This is a genomic window from Paracoccus sp. Z118, from assembly GCF_019061185.1.
Classification (GTDB): Bacteria; Pseudomonadota; Alphaproteobacteria; order Rhodobacterales; family Rhodobacteraceae; genus Paracoccus.
This window is the reverse complement of sequence record NZ_JAHQZU010000003.1, coordinates 220,526-236,881: the sequence shown is the minus strand read 5'-3', so window position 1 is coordinate 236,881 and position 16,356 is coordinate 220,526. Positions and strand designations below refer to the sequence as shown.

The following is a 16,356-nucleotide window of genomic DNA, read 5'->3' as shown; positions in this document are numbered from 1 at the left end:
TGGCTGTCTGAACGCGAAAGTGCTGCGCGGTTTGCAGCGCCCCTCGGGCTTGCACGACCCCGAGGGAAAGTCGGGTGGCACACGAACCGCTAAACCACCGAGCGAGGTCGATATCGTATATCCAACCAGCATCTGGTTGAGCGGCAAGCGCGGACCAGAGCACATTTGCACATGCGTAACGGTCCGGCCACCCGCTCACTCGACTGGTGGCGAGCCCCGATGAGGGCTGATCCCCGTCAACTCGAAGAACTCCGGCGGCGCGCGGCGCAGGAGCTCGTCGGCAAGGTCCGCGCCCATCGCCCGGCCGTCCGCCGCCATGCCCCGACGCTCGCCCGCGACGCTGACCGACCCGTCCGGCAGCAGGATCTCGCCCCGCAGACGCAGCGTGCCGCCTTCGCCCAGTTCCGCAAGCCCTGCGATGGGCGTGTCGCAGGAGCCGTCGAGCCCGGCCAGCAGCGCGCGTTCGGCATCAACCCGCAGCGCCGTGGCCAGGTCCGAGATCGCCGCGACCAGCGCCGCGGCGACGGTATCGTCTGCCCGCCGCTCGATCCCGATGGCGCCCTGCGCAATCGCCGGCAGCATGTCGCCCGGCTCGATCGCCCCCGCGGCCACCTCCGGCATGCCGAGCCGGGAAAGGCCCGCCATCGCCAGGAAGGTCGCATCCGCCACGCCCTCGTCCAGCTTCCGCAGGCGGGTCTGGACGTTGCCGCGGAACTCCACCACCTCCAGATCGGGGCGGATCAGCTTCACCTGGGCCCGCCGCCGCAGGCTGGACGAGCCGATCCGCGCCCCCGCCGGCATCTCGGCAATCGAGCCGAAGCGGCGGCTGACGAAGGCGTCACGCACATCCTCGCGCGGCAGGTAGCAGTCGATCACCAGCCCATCCGGCTGCAGCACCGGCATGTCCTTCATCGAATGCACCGCGATGTCGATCGCGCCGTCGAGCAGCGCATCCTCGATCTCGCGGGTAAAAAGGCCCTTGCCGCCGATCTCCTTCAGCGGCCGGTCGATGATCCGGTCGCCGGTGGTCTTGATCACGACGATGCGGAAGGCATCCTCGGGCAGGTCGTGAGCGGCCATCAGCCGGTCGCGGGTCTCGTGCGCCTGAGCGAGCGCGAGGGCCGAGCCGCGCGTGCCGATGCGGAGCGGATGGGAAGATGTGGGAAGGACCGTGTTCATCCGCACGGGTTACCCCTGCGGGCGCGGCTTGACAACCGGGCGGGCGTGGCGATGAAGGGGCATGGACAAGCAGCCGCACCCCCACCCGATGACGACCGCCCCCGCCAAGACGATCCTGCGCGCCCTTGCAGGCGAGACCCTGCCGACACCGCCGATCTGGATGATGCGGCAGGCCGGCCGCTACCTGCCGGAATACCGCGCGAAGCGGGCCGAGGCGGGCGATTTCCTGTCGCTCTGCTACAACCCCGACCTCGCGGCCGAGGTCACGTTGCAGCCGATCCGCCGCTTCGGCTTCGACGGCGCGATCCTGTTCGCCGACATCCTGCTGGTGCCGCAGGCGCTCGGCTCCGACGTGTGGTTCGTGACCGGAGAGGGGCCGCGCCTCTCGACCATCACCAGCCCCGCCGGGGTTGCCGCGCTGAAACCGGCGGACGCGGTCCACGACACCCTTTCCCCGATCTACGAGACGATCCGCATCCTGCGGCGCGAGCTGCCCGAGCAGACGACGCTGATCGGCTTCGCGGGCGCCCCCTGGACGGTCGCCACCTACATGGTCGCCGGACGCGGCACCCCCGATCAGGGGCCCGCCCATGCGTTCAAGGACGCCGACCGGGCCGCCTTCACGGCGCTGATCGACCGCATCGGGGATGCCACGATCGAGTATCTCTCGGCCCAGATCGAGGCCGGGGCCGAGGTCGTCAAGCTGTTCGACAGCTGGGCCGGAAGCCTCAAGGGGCAGGATTTCGACGATTTCGCGCTCGCCCCCACCGCGAAGATCATCGCGGCGCTGAAAGCCCGTCATCCGGCCATCCCGATCATCGCCTTCCCGCGTGAGGCCGGGCCGCGCTATGTCGGCTTTGCCCGCGCGACCGGCGCCGACTGCGTGGCGCTGGACCAGTCGGTCGATGCGGGCTGGGCCGCTGCCAACGTGCAGCGCGACGGCTGCGTGCAGGGGAACCTTGCGCCGCAGCACATGGTGACGGGCGGGCAGGCGCTGGTGGACGAGATGCGGCGGATCGTCGCAGCCTTCTCGGGCGGGCCGCATATCTTCAACCTCGGCCACGGGATCACCCCCGACGCCAACCCCGACAACGTCGCCCTGATGGTCGAGACGGTCCGCGCGGGCCGCTGAGCCAATGTGGATCGCGGCCACGCTGATTGCCGCGCTGGCGCAGACCGGGCGGAATGCGGCGCAGGCGGGGCTGACCTCGCGGCTCGGGACGATGGGCGCGACGGGGGTGCGGTTCCTTTTCGGGCTGCCCTTCGCGGTGCTGTTCCTCGCGCTGGTCGCGGCGGTCCAGCAGGTGCCACCGGTTAACCTTTCCGCGGTCGGCTATGCCGCGATGGGGGCGCTGTCGCAGGTCGCGGCGACGGCGCTGATGCTGACGGCGATGCAGCGGCGCGGCTTCGCGCAGGCGACAGCGCTGATCAAGACCGAGCCGGTGACGCTGGCGATCCTCGGCGCCGTGCTGCTGGGCGAGGCGCTGACCCCGGCGCGGATGGGCGCCATCGCCGTGGCCACGGCGGGGGTGCTGATGATGTCGGGGACCGGCTGGCGACGCGCCGGGCTTGGCCCGGTCGCGCTGGCGGTCGCGGCGGGCGGGCTGTTCGGGCTGTCGGCCATCGGCTTTCGCGGCGGAATCCTGTCGCTGGAGAGCGGCGGCCTCATAGTCCGCGCCACGACGATCCTCGTCGTCTCGCTCGCCCTGCAGACGGCGCTGGTCGGTGCGTGGCTGGCGCTGCGCGACCGGGCGGCGCTGCGGGGCATGGTGCTTGCGTGGCGCGAATCGCTCGGCGCGGGGTTCCTCGGCGCGCTCGCCTCGCAGTTCTGGTTCATCGCCTTCGCGCTCACCCCCGCCGCCAATGTCCGCACGCTCGCGCTGGCCGAGGTGGTGTTCGCCGCCGCCGTCTCGCGCCGCCGGAACGAGGCGATGACCGCGCGCCATATCGCCGGCATGGCGCTGATCGCGACCGGGGTGGCTTGGCTGCTGTGGACGACGCGCTAGGCGGTCAGACCCATTTCGCCAGCGGCGGCAGGCTCATCAGCACCGCGTCGGGATCGTGGCCGGTCTCCAGTCCGAATTTCGTGCCCCGGTCATAGACGAGGTTGTATTCGGCGTAGAGCCCGCGGTGGATCAGCTGCGCGTCGCGGTCGGCATCCGTCCACGGCTGCGCCATCCGCCGCTCGGCCAAGGGCAGGAAGGCGGGCAGGAACGCCTCGCCCACGGCCCTGGTAAAGGCGAAGTCGGCGGCCCAGTCGCCCGAGTTCAGGTCGTCGTAGAAGATCCCGCCCACGCCCCGCGCCCGGCCGCGATGGGGGATGAAGAAATACTCGTCCGCCCAGACCTTGAAACGGTCGTAGTAATCCGCCCCGTGCGGCGCGCAGGCGGCGCGGAGCGTGCCGTGGAAATGGGCGGTGTCCTCGGCGTATTCGAGACAGGGGTTGAGGTCCGCCCCGCCCCCGAACCACCACGCATTCGGCGTCCAGAACATGCGGGTGTTCATGTGGACGGCTGGCGCGTGCGGGTTCTGCATATGCGCGACGAGGCTGATCCCCGAGGCCCAGAAGCGCGGATCGTCCGCCATCCCCGGAACGCCGCGCGCCGCCATCGCCGCCTGGGCGCGGGGGGCAAGCGTGCCGTGCACCTCGGACCAGTTCACGCCGACCTTCTCGAAGACGCGGCCGCCGCGCATCACCGACATGATCCCGCCGCCGCCGTCATTCGCGCGAGTGGTGGGCGTCACCTCGAACCGGCCGGGCGCCCCGCCTTCCGGCCCGCGATGCTCCAGCCCCTCGAACGCGGCTACGATCCGGTCGCGGAGGGCGTGGAACCAGCCGGCGGCCTCGTTGCGCTCGGTCAGCATTTCCATCGGGCATCCTTTCGTGAATTGCGCTGCGGGCCGGTGCGGCGCTAGGCTTGGGGCCTCTTAGGTAAAGGCACCCCGGATGACCCGCAACCTCACCCTGACCGCGCTGGCCTGCCTGACGCTGGCCGCCTGCGCCACCCCGCGGGAACAATGCATCTCCCGCAACACCAGCGAATACCGGACCGTGTCGAACCTGCTGGCCGAGGTGCAGGGCAACCTGAACCGCGGCTATGCGTGGGAGCGGCGCCAGACCACCCGGACCGAGTTCGACACCTGCCGCGACTACGTCCGCACCAAGGACGGCGAGATCCGCCCGTTCTACCGAACCTGCTTCCGCACCGTCCCGGATGTCGAGCGCTACCGGGTGGCAATCGACCCGACGACCGAGACGCGGAAGCGCGACAACCTCGCCGCCCGCGCCGCCGCCCTGCGGCCGGGGGCGGAAACCGCGGTCCGCGCCTGCCAGGCCGCCTATCCCGAGGAGGACTAGGCGCTCAGCGCCGCCGCGTCCGTGTGGCGGGCGCGGCCGTGCGGCGGGCACCGGACGCGCTGATGATCTTGAAGCGGGTGTCGCCGCCGATCTCGGTCACGCCCGCGAAATGCTCGTTCAGCGCGGCCTCATAGGGCAGGTGCCGGTTGGCGACCATCCAGAGCCGCCCTGCCCCGGTCAGCAGCCCCGCCGCCGCGCGGATGAAGCGCGCCCCCAGATGCGGGTCGGCGGCGCGGCCATCGTGGAAGGGCGGGTTCATCACGACGCCATTCACGGGTTCCGGTAGCCGGAAGGTGGTGGCGTCAGCCCAGTGGAACGCGGCGCGCGGATCGGTGATGTTGCGGCGCGCACAGGCGAGCGCCTCGGCGTCGGCCTCGACCAGATGCAGCGCTTCGACTCCGGGCCGGGCCAGCACCTGCGCCGACAGCCAGCCCCAGCCCGCGCCCAGATCGACGACGCGGGTCGGCATCCGCTCGGGCAGATGCGCCGCCAGCATGGCCGAGGCGGGATCGACACCATCCGCCGAGAAAAGGCCGGGCCGGGTCACGAAGCCACCCAGATCGATGTCGCGGGCGACCCAATCCTCGGGCAGCCAGTCGCCGGACGGAACCGTTACGCGGAAGATCTTGCCATGGGCACGGGAATGGACCTCGTCCACGTCCGCCAGCCCGCGCATCTCCTTCAGCGCGGCGTCGATGCCGTCGGTCTTCTGCCCGTCGATCCACAGCGCCGCGCCGGGCGGCAGCACCGCCGCTGCCGCAGCGATCCGGGCCCGCGCGAGCGCCCGCGCGCGCGGCAGGAACACGACCGCCGAGTTCGCCGCATCGCCTTCCGCCAGATCGGACAGCAGCGGCAGCACGCGGAAGCCCCGCGCCTTCAGCGAATCATGGTCGGGCCGAAGCCCCTGCACGACCACGGCCGAGGCGGGATCGAAGCCCGACAGATCGTCCGAGGCGCGCGCGCCAACCAGCAGGACCGGGCCTTCCGGCGCGATCAGCTCCAGCCGAGAGCCGGCCATCTATTCTTTTTCCATCGTGCATTGCAGCGGGTGCTGCTGGCGGCGCGCCAGCTCCAGCACCTGCGCGACCTTGGTTTCCGCGATCTCGTGGCTGAAGACGCCGACCACCGCGACGCCCTTGCGGTGGACGGTCAGCATGATCTCGATCGCCTGGGCGTGGGTCATGGCGAACAGCCGTTCGAGGACATGGACCACGAACTCCATCGGCGTGAAATCGTCGTTCAGAAGCAGCACCTTGTACATGGGGGGGCGCTGGGTCTTCGGCTTGGTCTTGACCGCCAGCTCGGCGTCGTCCCGGCCTCCGGGCGTGCTGTTCAGGCGATGTTCGGTCACTGTGAAAGGCATCCTGCGGCATGAAAGGGATTGCCTTGGAATATAGCGCACAAGCGGGCCATTGGAAGGCCCGCAGGCAGCAGGCGGGCCGCCGCTGATCGCCCCAAGGTTGCGAATCGCCGCAAAACGCGGGTTCCTTGGTGCGAATTTCGGTGTTATTGTCGGTTCATTAAAGAATGGCGTGCAAAAAGAACGCGCCCACGAGCAGAAAGACCGGGACCGTGAAGCATATCATCCAGACCCTATTGTTGGGGTGCATTGCGCTGTTCGGCGCCATGCTGCCCAATCCGGCAAGCGCCGCGCCCTTCGCCGCCTTCGTGATGGACGCGCGATCGGGCAAGGAAGTCTATTCCAGGAACGGGGATGCGCGACTGCATCCGGCCTCGTTGACCAAGATGATGACGCTCTACATGGCGTTCGCCGCCGTGGAGCAGGGCAAGGTCAGGCTGGATTCGCGCTTCACCATCTCGTCCCACGCGGCTTCGCAGCCGCCCTCGCGGCTGGGGCTGCGGGCGGGACAGAAGATCGAGCTGCGCTACCTGATCCGCGCGGCGGCGGTCAAATCCGCCAACGACGCGGCCACCGCCATCGGCGAGGGGCTGGCGGGGTCCGAGCCGAAGTTCGCCGCCCAGATGACCGCGATGGCCCGCGCGCTGGGTATGCAGAACACGAATTTCCGCAACGCCAACGGGCTGACGCAGGACGGCCATTACAGCTCGGCCCGCGACATGAGCACGATGGGGCGGCGGCTGTTCTACGATTATCCGCAGTATTACAACATCTTCTCGCGCCGCTCGGCGGATGCGGGGATCGCGACGGTGGCCAGCACCAACCGCCGCTTCCTCGACAGCTATCAGGGCGCGGACGGGATCAAGACCGGCTACACCCGCGCGGCGGGTTTCAACCTGACCGCCTCGGCCCAGCGGGGCAACAAGCGGATCATCGCGACGGTGCTGGGCGGCACCTCGACCGCGCATCGCAACGCCACCATGGCGCAGTTGCTGGACCAGGGCTTCGGCCAGGTCCCGTCACAGGTGCGGGAAATACGTCCGGCGTCGCCGGTCCTGACGGTCGAGAAGAAGCGCACCGTGCAGGTGGCGCGGGCGACGCCCGCCGCCTCGCCGGTCAGCGCGGCGGATCGCCCCGCCGCCCGCGCCAGCACGGTGCCCGCGGCCGACGTCGCCCGCGCGGTGGCCGAGGCAAAGGTCGCGTCCTCGGCGGCGGCGCAGGCCAAGGCGCCGTCCACCTCGGCGTTCCGGCTGACGGAAAGCGCCCGGCCCAAGCCGCGCGGCAATCGCGGCCCGGCCACACAGGTCGCGGCAGCAACGGACGAGGCGGTGGCGCTTGCCCTGACTCCCGCAAGCAAACCGGCCGAACGCCCCGACGCAGCGCCGCAGGGCGACCAGCCCGCCGCCTCGGCCTCCACCGCCGGGCTGGATGGCTCGCAGCGGCCCACGGCGGCCCCGCGCGACCGCAAGCGGGCGGACGCGGCGCCGCCCGCCGCCGCCGCTTCGACCTTCGTCGTCGCCCAGGCGGATATCCCCGCCGTCGAGGAGGAGCCATTGGAAGAGGGCGACCGCACCGACGACAGCGTGGCGCTGCTGAAATCTGAAAAGCCCCTGCCCCGCACCGACACCATCATCCTCGCGGCAATGGACGCCCCCGACGCCGCGCCGCTCGCGCAGGAGGTCGTGTCGCGCGGGGGCTCGGGCAAAGGCAGCTACGGCGTCACGCTGGGCCGCTACAAGTCGCGCAGCGAGGCCGAGCAACTTCTGCTGAAGACCGCGCTGCAGGAAAGCGCCGCGCTCGACAGCGCCGAAAGCAGGGTCGCGGACACCAAGCGCGGCTTCGAGGCGAACTTCGTGGGGCTCAGCAAGGGTGCTGCCGAACTGGTGTGCAGCAAGCTGCAGGCCCGCCAGCAGGACTGCGCCATCGTGCCGTGATCGGGGCTTCCACTGGAAAACTGAAATGGCGCGGCCGGATGGTCGCGCTTTTTTTGTGCCGGTTCTGGAACGGCCGACTGTCCGTCGTCGCAGTTCATCGACGATGTGGAGCGACCCGCAGGCTCTCACCTCCAGCGGAACTTGGGGCCGCCCACCGAGCAGCTACGCCGCGCCTCGGAAATCTTCAGGGGGAACGTCGCAAGGGGAAGGACGTGCCACGCAGGCGCATCGCGCGAAGCCACACGCCGTCCGGTCCAACGCGGACGCCGGTCTCAGGCGCAGCCCCTACTCCTCGGGAGGTTTCGGCCGATCGTCCCACTCGTCGCTCAGCACGCGCTCGGCGTCGCCGCGCGGGTCGTCATACTGGCGCGCGCGGAGTGTCCAGAGGAACGCCAGCAGCCCGAGTCCGCCCAAGCCCAGCGACACCGGGATCAGGAAGACCAGCACATCCATCAGCGCAGCCTCAGCGCGTTCAGCGTCACGCAGATCGAACTGGCCGACATCGCCACCGCTGCCAGCAGCGGACTCGCCATTCCGGCCATCGCGAAGGGCACGGCGACGATATTGTAGGCGACCGACATGGCGAAGTTCTCGTGGATGCGCTTCCGCGACCGGCCGGCCACATCCAGCGCCTCGGCCACCGGGGTCAGGTCGCCTCCGAGCAGCACCATGTCGGACGCGACCCGCGCCGCGTCCAGCGCCGAGGCCGGCGAGATCGACGCATGCGCCGCCGCCAGCGCGCCGGTGTCGTTGAGCCCGTCGCCCACCATCAGGACGCGCGCGCCGCCTGCGGTGAGTTCGTTCACGATGGCGGCCTTTTCGGTCGGGGTCACGCCCGCCCGCCAATCGTCGATGCCGAGCCGCGCGGCGGTATCGACGACCGAGCGTTCGTGGTCGCCCGACAGCAGCAGCAGGCGGCGGCCAGACCGCCGTATGGCGAGGACGGCGGCCTCGGCCCCCTCGCGCAGGCGGTCGTCGAAATCCAGCCGGATCGCGGGCCGCCCCTCGACCCACAGCCAGGTCGCCGCGCCCGGCGCGTCGGCCTCGGCGCCGACCCAGTCGGCACGGCCCAGCCGGACGCGCAGGCCGTTCCAGCGCGCCTCGACGCCGTGCCCCGGCACCTCGCGCAGATCCTCGACCGCGGCCGGGGTCCCGCCGTCCAGCGCGGCGGCCAGCGCCCGCGACAGCGGATGCGACGACCCGCCGGCCAGCGCGGCGGCGAGCGGGCGCATTTCCACGGGCAGCGGCCTTAGCGATTGCAGCTGCGGCGTGCCCATCGTCAGGGTGCCGGTCTTGTCGAAGACGACCGTGTCGATCTCAGCCATCCGCTCCAGCGCGGTGCCGTCCTTGATCAGCAGCCCGCGCCGGAACAGCCGCCCCGAGGCCGCCGTCACCACTGCCGGAACCGCCAGCCCCAGCGCGCAGGGGCAGGTGATGATCAGCACCGCCGCCGCGATGTTCAGCGCTGGCCGGGCCTCGCCGGTCTTCCACAGCCAGAAGCCGAGGCTCGCGAAGGCGAGGATATGCACCACCGGCGCATAGGCGCGCGACATCCGGTCGGCGACCGAGGTATAGCGCCCGCGCGCCGATTCCGCCGCCGCGACCAGCGCCGTCAGCCGCGCAAGCGAGCTGTCGCGCCCCGCCGCCGTCACCCGCAGGACGATGGGCCCGGTCAGGTTCACCTCGCCCGCGCTCAGCGCCGCGCCGGGAGCGGCGGGCACGGGGATCGACTCGCCGGTCAGGGCCGAGCGGTCGATGTCGCTGTCACCGCGCTCGATCACGCCATCGGCGGCGACGCGCGCGCCGGGGCGGATCAGGATCAGATCGCCGGGGCGCAGATCGGCCACCGGCACCGCGACTTCGTCGCCATCCTGCAGCAGTGTCGCGCGCGGAACCTCCAGCGCGGTCAGCTCCTCGGCCGCAGAACGGGCGACGGCGCGGGTGCGATAGTCGAGATAGCGGCCGATCAGCAGGAAGAAGCACAGCATCACCGCCGCGTCGAAATAGGCGTGGCGGCCGCTTTGCAGCGTCTCGTAGATGGAGATCGCGCTCGCCAGGATGATCGCCAGCGCGATCGGCAGGTCCATCCCCATGCGCCCCGCCTTCAGCCCGCGCCAGGCGGCCGAAAAGAACGGCTTGCCGGCAAAGACCACGGTCGGCAGGGCAATGGCCCCGGAGATCCAGTGGAACATGTCGCGGGTCGCGGCCTCGGCCCCCGACCAGACGGCGACGGACAGCATCATGATGTTCATCATGGCAAAGCCCGACACCCCGATCCGCATCAGGATGTCGCGCCCCTGCCGGTCGGCGGCGGTGGAGGACAGCGCCTGCGGGTCAAGCTCGTGCGCCTCGAACCCGATGCGGTCCAGCACCGGGATCAGGTCGCCCGCCGTCAGCCCCGGCGCGTCCACGGCGACGCGGCGCAAGGTCAGGTTGACGCGGGCCGATCGGACCTCGGGCACAGCCATCAGCGCCCGTTCCACATCGGTGATGCAGGCCGCGCAATGGGCGGTCGGCAGCGACAGGATCAGATCGCCGGGCGCCTGCCCGCGCGATCCCGCCTCGGCCCAACGTTGGGCGAGCGGCGCGGCATCGCAGGCCGGACAGGCCGAAAGCCGGGCGTCATGCGAGGCGCTGAGGTCGGTCATGGCGCCACCCTGCTGCCCGCGAAGCTGTGGATGCGCTGGCGGAACTCGGTCCCGTCGCGGGCGGTCGCCTGAAGTCGCAGGTTCCAGACCCCCGGCCCCAGTGTCAGCGGCGCGCGGAAAAGCCCGTTCTCATAGGTGAATTCCGCCGTCTGGTCGTCGCGTCCATGGGTGGGGCGGCCGACCGTCGCCGCGAGGGTGGAGACCGGCGCCGGGTTGCCGATCCGGTCGCGGATCATCAGCGTCAACTCGCGCCCGTCATATTCCGGCGTCACCGTCCAGCCGAGCCGGTCCTGCGCCGCCCGATCCTCGTCGAAGGATTGCGAAGCGACGTAGCTGTTTCGGACCTCCAGCCCCGGAAAGGTGCGGACCGCCTGCACCGCCATCACCATGTTGACGGCGATGATGACGCCGAAGGCCGACAGCGTGATCGCCAAAACATGCTTTCCCGTGAGTTCGCGCGCCATGGCCTAGCCCCTTCCGTGGAATACCGTGGACACGACGGCGCGGCGGCCGTCACCCTGATCCTCGATCCACAGCAGCAGATCGCGGCTGTCGCCCTCGGCAGCTTCGGTCCCCGCGGGCGCGACGACATAGACGCGCTGCTCGAAGGTCGAATCGGCGGGCACCGTCACATTGGCGCTGCCCCCTTCCAGCGAAACCGCAAGCTCGGGCACCGGGCCTCCGTCAGGATCGCTGATGCCGACCGTGAACTCCTGCTCGGACCCCTGCTTGTTGCGCAGGCGCAATTCGTAGGTGTTGCGGATCGAGCCGTCGGCCAGAGTCACATAAAGCGGGTTGCGGACCTGCGTCACGTTCAGGTCATAGGGCGAGCGCAGGAACAGCGCCACCAGCAGCCCGACGCCGATCGCCGCCCAGAGGGTGAAGTAAAGCAGCGTGCGCGGGCGGAAGATGTGGCGGCGGACCTTGATCGGGGCGGCCCCTGCCCGCTCGGCGGTCTCGTCGCTCAGCGCCATGTAGTCGATCAGCCCGCGCGGCTTGCCGATCTTCGCCATCACGTCGTCGCAGGCGTCGATGCAGAGCGCGCAGGTGATGCACTCCATCTGCTGGCCCTCGCGGATGTCAATGCCCATCGGGCAGACGTTGACGCAGGCGAGGCAGTCGATGCAGTCGCCCTTGAGGCCGGGCGGGTCGTCGGACTTGGTGCGCTCGCCCTTGGCGATCTTGCCCCGATCCTCGCCGCGCCATTCGCGGTAAGCGACGGTCAGCGTGGATTCGTCCATCATCGCCGCCTGGATGCGCGGCCAGGGGCAGGCATAGATGCAGATCTGCTCGCGCGCGAAGCCGCCGAAGAAGAAGGTCGTCGAGGTCATGATGCCGATGGTGGCATAGGCGACCGGATGGGCGTTCAGCGTCACCAGATCGCGCAGCAGGGTCGGCGCGTCGGCGAAATAGAAGACCCAGGCGCCGCCGGTCAGCACCGCGATCACCAGCCACAGCGCCCATTTGCTGAACCGCAGCCGGGCCTTGCGGGCGTTCCACGGCTGATCGTAAAGCCGCACCTGCGCGTTGCGGTCGCCCTCGATCCAGCGTTCGACCACGAGGAACAGGTCGGTCCAGACGGTCTGCGGGCAGGCATAGCCGCACCAGACGCGCCCCAGCGCGGCGGTGAACAGGAACAGTCCCAGCCCGGCCATGATGAGCAGGCCGGCGACGAAATAGAACTCGTGCGGCCAGATCTCGATCCAGAAGAAGAAGAAGCGGCGGCTGGCGAGGTCCACCAGCACCGCCTGATCGGGCATGCCGGGACCCCGGTCCCAGCGGATCCACGGGGTGATGTAATAGATCGCCAGCATGACGATCATCAGCACCCATTTCAGGTTGCGGAACCGGCCCCTGACGCGGCGCGGAAAGATCGGCTCGCGCGCGGCGTAGAGGCGGGTGGGTTCGGGGTCGATAACGGACATCCATCGCTCCTCTGGACCGCCGGCGCGGGTGACCCGCGATCAGAACCGGCGGAGCGCCCCTGAAACAGGGGAGACGGAACTATAAGCGGTTCCGCCGCGGGTTTTGAGGGGCGGTTTGTCGCACCCTCGATTTCATGACCGCGCCGGGCAGCCGCGCGACCTCGTGCCGCAAGGCCGCCCTGCCTGGTGATCGGCGCGCGGGCGCATCGGCCCCGCGCCGGACTTCCTCATTCGCCGCCGCCCAGCCCGTGGACATAGGTCGCGACGGCCCGGATCTCGCTTTCGGTCAGACGGTCGGTCCAGGACGGCATGACGCCGAACGGGCCGTCATGCACGATGCGCCGGATCGTCGCCGGGTCCGCCTGCCCGTCGGCGCCATAGAGCCACACCGCGTCAGTCAGGTCGGGCGCGCCCTGGAACTGGTCGCCGGTCCCGTCCTCCATGTGGCAGGCCGAGCAGTTGTCCACGAAGATCACCTCGCCTTCAGCCGCCAGCGCCGCGTCATGCGGGTTGCCCGAGATCGCGAGGACGTGGTGCACCACCTGGTCGATCTGCTGGTCGTCCAGCATCTGGTCGGTGCCGAAGCGCGGCATCTCCGAATAGCGCGTGTCCGGGTCCAGCGGGTCGCGGATGCCATGCAGGACGGTGGTGTGGATCTCCTCCATCGTGCCGCCCCACAGCCATTCGTTGTCCAGAAGGTTCGGATAGCCCGACGAGCCCTGCGCGCCCGAGCCGTGGCACTGGGCGCAGAAGGTGCGGAAGATCGCGCCGCCGGCGTTGCTGGCGTAGTTCAGCAGTTCCGGGTCTTGGCCGATCTGCTCCAGCTCGACCGAGGCGAGGCGGGTGGCGATGGGGGCGTTCGCCTCCTCGAAGCGCTGGATCTCGCCGGCGACCTCGCTGCGGACGGAATGGCCCAGCAGACCCTGCGTCGCCGAATTGATCAGCGGGATCGCGGGATAGGCCAGCACGTAGCCCACCGACCAGATGATCGTGGCGTAGAAGGTCCACAGCCACCAGCGCGGCAGGGGGTGGTCGTATTCCTCGATCCCGTCCCAGCTATGGCCAGTGGACTTCACCTCGACCACGTTCCGGGCCACGCGCCGCGCCGTGGTCTTGCGGGTCCGCTGCGGGGTCGTGGGGCCGATGATCGCCTCGGGCGCGTTCGCCAGGATCTGCTCGCGGTTCTCGTCGTCCGCGGCGCGGCGGTCGATGCCGATCCGGTTCTCGGGGTTGGCCGGGCTTTCATGCGGGTCCGATGCGTCCACATGCAGGTTGTCGGCGACCTGCTGTTCGCGCGGCGTGGGGTGCGGTTTGTCGTCGTCGGTGGGATCAGCCATCAGTGGTCGTCCTTGTTACCGGGCCTGCGGTCGGGTGCCCGATCGGATTCAGGCTCGGGCGCGGGCTTTTTCTCGTTGCGGAAGATGCTTTCGGCGGCGTCCCTGTGGGCCCGGCGCGAGCCGGGCCGGAACACGAAGACGATCACGCCCAGGAACACCAGCACCAGGGTCAGCAACACCCAGCTGTCTGCCAGTTGGCGCAGGAAGGAGTAGCGGTCCATGCCAGGTCCCCGTCAGCGCTGCGGATCGGGTTCGAAGGTCGAGAAGTCGACCATCGTGCCCAGCACCTGAAGATAGGCGACCAGCGCGTCCATTTCCGAGATGCCCGGCTGGCGGTCGAAGTTCCGCTGCTGCGCGCCCGGATAGCGCTCCTCCAGCCCCGACGGGTCGAGATCGGGGTTGGCCTGCGCCAGGAAATCGGCCCGCGCCTCGGCGACCATTTCCTCGGTATAGGGCACGCCCACCCGCACGTCGGCTGTCAGCCGACTGCTCATGTGGGTCGGCGCGATCATCCGCTCGCGCAGGAAGCCATAGCCCGGCATGATCGATTCCGGCACCACCGCCTGCGGGTTGACCAGGTGATCGACATGCCATTCGTCCGAATAGCGCCCGCCCACCCGCGCGAGATCCGGCCCGGTCCGCTTGGACCCCCACTGGAACGGATGGTCATACATCGATTCCGCGGCGAGGCTGTAATGGCCGTAGCGTTCGACCTCGTCGCGCATCGGGCGGATCATCTGGCTGTGGCAGGTATAGCAGCCCTCGCGCACGTAGATGTCGCGGCCGGTCAGCTCCAGCGGGGTGTAGGGGCGCACCCCTTCCACCTCCTCGATGGTGTTCTCGAGATAGAACAGCGGCGTGATCTGCACGAGCCCGCCGATGGTGACGATCAGGAAGGAGAACACCAGCAGCAGCGTCGCGTTCTTTTCGATGATCTTGTGATGATCGAGGAGTGCCATGACGGTTTCCTTCCTTATTCGGCCGGCACGGCGACGCGGTTGCCCGCGACGCGCGGCTGCTTGGCCACCGTGGCCCAGAGGTTGTAGGCCATGATGATGCCGCCCGCGAGGTAGAAGACCCCGCCCAGCGTCCGCACCACCAGCATCGCGTATTTCGCGGACACGGTGTCGGCGAAGGCGTTGACCAGGAAGCCCTGGGCATCGACCTCGCGCCACATCAGCCCTTCCATGATGCCGCTCACCCACATCGACGCGGCGTAGAGGACCAGACCGATGGTCGCGAGCCAGAAGTGCCAGCTGACCAGGCTCAGCGAATAGAGCCGCTCGCGCCCCCAGAGCCGCGGCGTCAGGTAGTAGAGCGCGCCGAAGGTGATCATCCCGTTCCAGCCGAGCGCGCCGGAATGGACGTGGCCGATGGTCCAGTCGGTATAGTGCGAGAGCGAGTTCACGGCCTTGATGGACATCATCGGCCCCTCGAACGTGGCCATGCCGTAGAAGCCGACCGCGACGACCATCATGCGGATGATCGGGTCGGTGCGCAGCTTGTCCCAGGCCCCCGACAGCGTCATCAGCCCGTTGATCATGCCGCCCCATGACGGCATCCACAGCATGATCGAGAACACCATCCCCAGCGTCGCGGCCCAGTCGGGCAGCGCGGTGTAGTGCAAATGGTGCGGACCCGCCCAGATATAGAGGAAGATCAGCGCCCAGAAGTGGATGATCGACAGCTTGTAGGAATAGACCGGGCGCTCGGCCTGCTTCGGGATGAAGTAATACATCATCCCCAGGAAGCCCGCCGTCAGGAAGAAGCCGACCGCGTTGTGGCCATACCACCACTGCGTCATCGCGTCCTGCACGCCGCCGAACAGCTGCACCGACTTCGATCCGAAGATGCTGACCGGCACCGCCAGGTTGTTGATGATGTGCAGCATCGCGATGGTCACGATGAAGGACAGGTAGAACCAGTTGGCGACGTAGATATGCGGCTCGCGGCGCTTCATGATCGTGCCCAGGAACACCGCCAGATAGGCGACCCAGACGATCGTCAGCCAGATGTCCACATGCCATTCCGGCTCGGCGTATTCCTTGGAGTGGGTCGCGCCGAGGATGTAGCCGGTCGCCGCCAGCACGATGAAGAGGTTGTAGCCCCAGAAGACGAACCAGGCCAGATTTCCGCCCCAGAGCCGCGCCGCCGAAGTGCGCTGCACCACGTAGAACGAGGTCGCGATCAGCGCGTTGCCGCCGAAGGCGAAGATCACCGCGCTGGTGTGCAGGGGCCGCATCCTGCCGAAGTTGGTGTAGCCCTGCGTCAGCTCGGACAGGTTCAGCGACGGCCAGGCGAGCTGCGCGGCGATGATGACCCCGACGAGGAAGCCGACGACGCCCCAGCCCACCGTCGCGATGACGCCGGCGCGCACGACGCCGTCCATGTATTCGCCGCGAACGTCCACGGCGACCCGCTCCTGCCCCATCCCGCGCAGCGAGATCAGGAAGACCGCGCCTGCGGCCAGCATCACCGTCAGGGCGTTCACCATGTAGGCCAGATCATGCGCATAGTTGGCCGCGATTGCCGCGAGCAGCGCGATCAGGCCAAGCACGATCAGCTTGAAGCTATCCCACATCTCGATCCTGTCCCTTCAATAGTCGCCTCCCCGC

At 69.3% G+C, this 16,356-nt stretch carries 16 protein-coding genes; 4 read left to right on the top strand and 12 right to left on the bottom strand.

The genetic code is table 11. The features are described 5' to 3' along the window. Positions 1–195 precede the first annotated feature (195 nt). On the bottom strand, positions 196–1,179 hold the full coding sequence (gene hemC / locus KTN05_RS03975; protein WP_217328076.1) for a hydroxymethylbilane synthase: 984 nt from the start codon (positions 1,177–1,179) through the stop codon (positions 196–198). 88 nt (positions 1,180–1,267) lie between these two features. Here hemC and hemE point away from each other — a divergent pair, with 88 nt between their 5' ends. Together hemE and KTN05_RS03965 are read left to right on the top strand one after the other, a co-directional pair. Continuing rightward, a complete protein-coding gene (hemE, locus tag KTN05_RS03970; RefSeq protein ID WP_217328075.1) occupies positions 1,268–2,311 on the top strand; it encodes a uroporphyrinogen decarboxylase in 1,044 nt (347 codons plus the stop codon). A 4-nt stretch (positions 2,312–2,315) separates the two neighbouring features. Continuing rightward, entirely contained in the window at positions 2,316–3,185 is an 870-nt protein-coding gene (locus KTN05_RS03965) for a DMT family transporter (protein ID WP_217328074.1), read from the top strand. Between the two features lie 4 nt (positions 3,186–3,189). On the opposite strand, the gene hemF is transcribed toward KTN05_RS03965, so the two are convergent. Further along, positions 3,190–4,050, bottom strand: a complete 861-nt coding sequence (gene hemF / locus KTN05_RS03960) for an oxygen-dependent coproporphyrinogen oxidase (RefSeq protein ID WP_217328073.1) — start codon at positions 4,048–4,050, stop codon at positions 3,190–3,192. 76 nt (positions 4,051–4,126) lie between these two features. Here hemF and KTN05_RS03955 point away from each other — a divergent pair, with 76 nt between their 5' ends. After that, positions 4,127–4,537 carry a hypothetical protein gene (locus tag KTN05_RS03955; RefSeq protein ID WP_217328072.1) on the top strand — a complete coding sequence of 137 codons (411 nt, stop codon included), beginning with the start codon at positions 4,127–4,129 and terminating at the stop codon, positions 4,535–4,537. 4 nt (positions 4,538–4,541) lie between these two features. On the opposite strand, the gene KTN05_RS03950 is transcribed toward KTN05_RS03955, so the two are convergent. Beyond that, positions 4,542–5,555: a class I SAM-dependent methyltransferase gene (locus KTN05_RS03950; protein ID WP_217328071.1), complete on the bottom strand. Its 1,014-nt coding sequence runs from the start codon at positions 5,553–5,555 to the stop codon at positions 4,542–4,544. Continuing rightward, on the bottom strand, positions 5,556–5,900 hold the full coding sequence (gene clpS / locus KTN05_RS03945; RefSeq protein WP_217328070.1) for an ATP-dependent Clp protease adapter ClpS: 345 nt from the start codon (positions 5,898–5,900) through the stop codon (positions 5,556–5,558). A 263-nt stretch (positions 5,901–6,163) separates the two neighbouring features. Here clpS and KTN05_RS03940 point away from each other — a divergent pair, with 263 nt between their 5' ends. Further along, complete coding sequence (locus tag KTN05_RS03940; RefSeq protein WP_254367967.1) at positions 6,164–7,831, top strand: D-alanyl-D-alanine carboxypeptidase family protein; 1,668 nt, start codon at positions 6,164–6,166, stop codon at positions 7,829–7,831. A 285-nt stretch (positions 7,832–8,116) separates the two neighbouring features. Here KTN05_RS03940 and ccoS read toward each other — a convergent pair whose 3' ends face one another. The 8 genes from ccoS to ccoN all read right to left on the bottom strand — a co-directional run bounded on the left by ccoS (position 8,117) and on the right by ccoN (position 16,322). Continuing rightward, entirely contained in the window at positions 8,117–8,284 is a 168-nt protein-coding gene (ccoS, locus tag KTN05_RS03935; RefSeq protein ID WP_217328068.1) for a cbb3-type cytochrome oxidase assembly protein CcoS, read from the bottom strand. Beyond that, positions 8,284–10,479 carry a heavy metal translocating P-type ATPase gene (locus KTN05_RS03930; protein ID WP_217328067.1) on the bottom strand — a complete coding sequence of 732 codons (2,196 nt, stop codon included), beginning with the start codon at positions 10,477–10,479 and terminating at the stop codon, positions 8,284–8,286. The genes ccoS and KTN05_RS03930 overlap by 1 nt, the downstream gene beginning before the upstream one ends. Beyond that, the gene (locus tag KTN05_RS03925; RefSeq protein ID WP_217328066.1) at positions 10,476–10,943 is read right to left on the bottom strand and encodes a FixH family protein; all 468 of its coding nucleotides are present in this window, start codon (positions 10,941–10,943) and stop codon (positions 10,476–10,478) included. The genes KTN05_RS03930 and KTN05_RS03925 overlap by 4 nt, the downstream gene beginning before the upstream one ends. Before the next feature lie 3 nt (positions 10,944–10,946). Next, entirely contained in the window at positions 10,947–12,404 is a 1,458-nt protein-coding gene (ccoG, locus tag KTN05_RS03920; RefSeq protein ID WP_217328065.1) for a cytochrome c oxidase accessory protein CcoG, read from the bottom strand. 227 nt (positions 12,405–12,631) lie between these two features. After that, entirely contained in the window at positions 12,632–13,501 is an 870-nt protein-coding gene (ccoP, locus tag KTN05_RS03915; RefSeq protein ID WP_371823269.1) for a cytochrome-c oxidase, cbb3-type subunit III, read from the bottom strand. Between the two features lie 239 nt (positions 13,502–13,740). Next, positions 13,741–13,962, bottom strand: a complete 222-nt coding sequence (locus tag KTN05_RS03910) for a cbb3-type cytochrome c oxidase subunit 3 (RefSeq protein ID WP_217328063.1) — start codon at positions 13,960–13,962, stop codon at positions 13,741–13,743. A gap of 12 nt (positions 13,963–13,974) precedes the next feature. Next, on the bottom strand, positions 13,975–14,700 hold the full coding sequence (gene ccoO / locus KTN05_RS03905) for a cytochrome-c oxidase, cbb3-type subunit II (RefSeq protein WP_217328062.1): 726 nt from the start codon (positions 14,698–14,700) through the stop codon (positions 13,975–13,977). A gap of 14 nt (positions 14,701–14,714) precedes the next feature. Then, complete coding sequence (ccoN, locus tag KTN05_RS03900) at positions 14,715–16,322, bottom strand: cytochrome-c oxidase, cbb3-type subunit I (RefSeq protein WP_217328061.1); 1,608 nt, start codon at positions 16,320–16,322, stop codon at positions 14,715–14,717. Between the last annotated feature and the right edge of the window lie 34 nt (positions 16,323–16,356).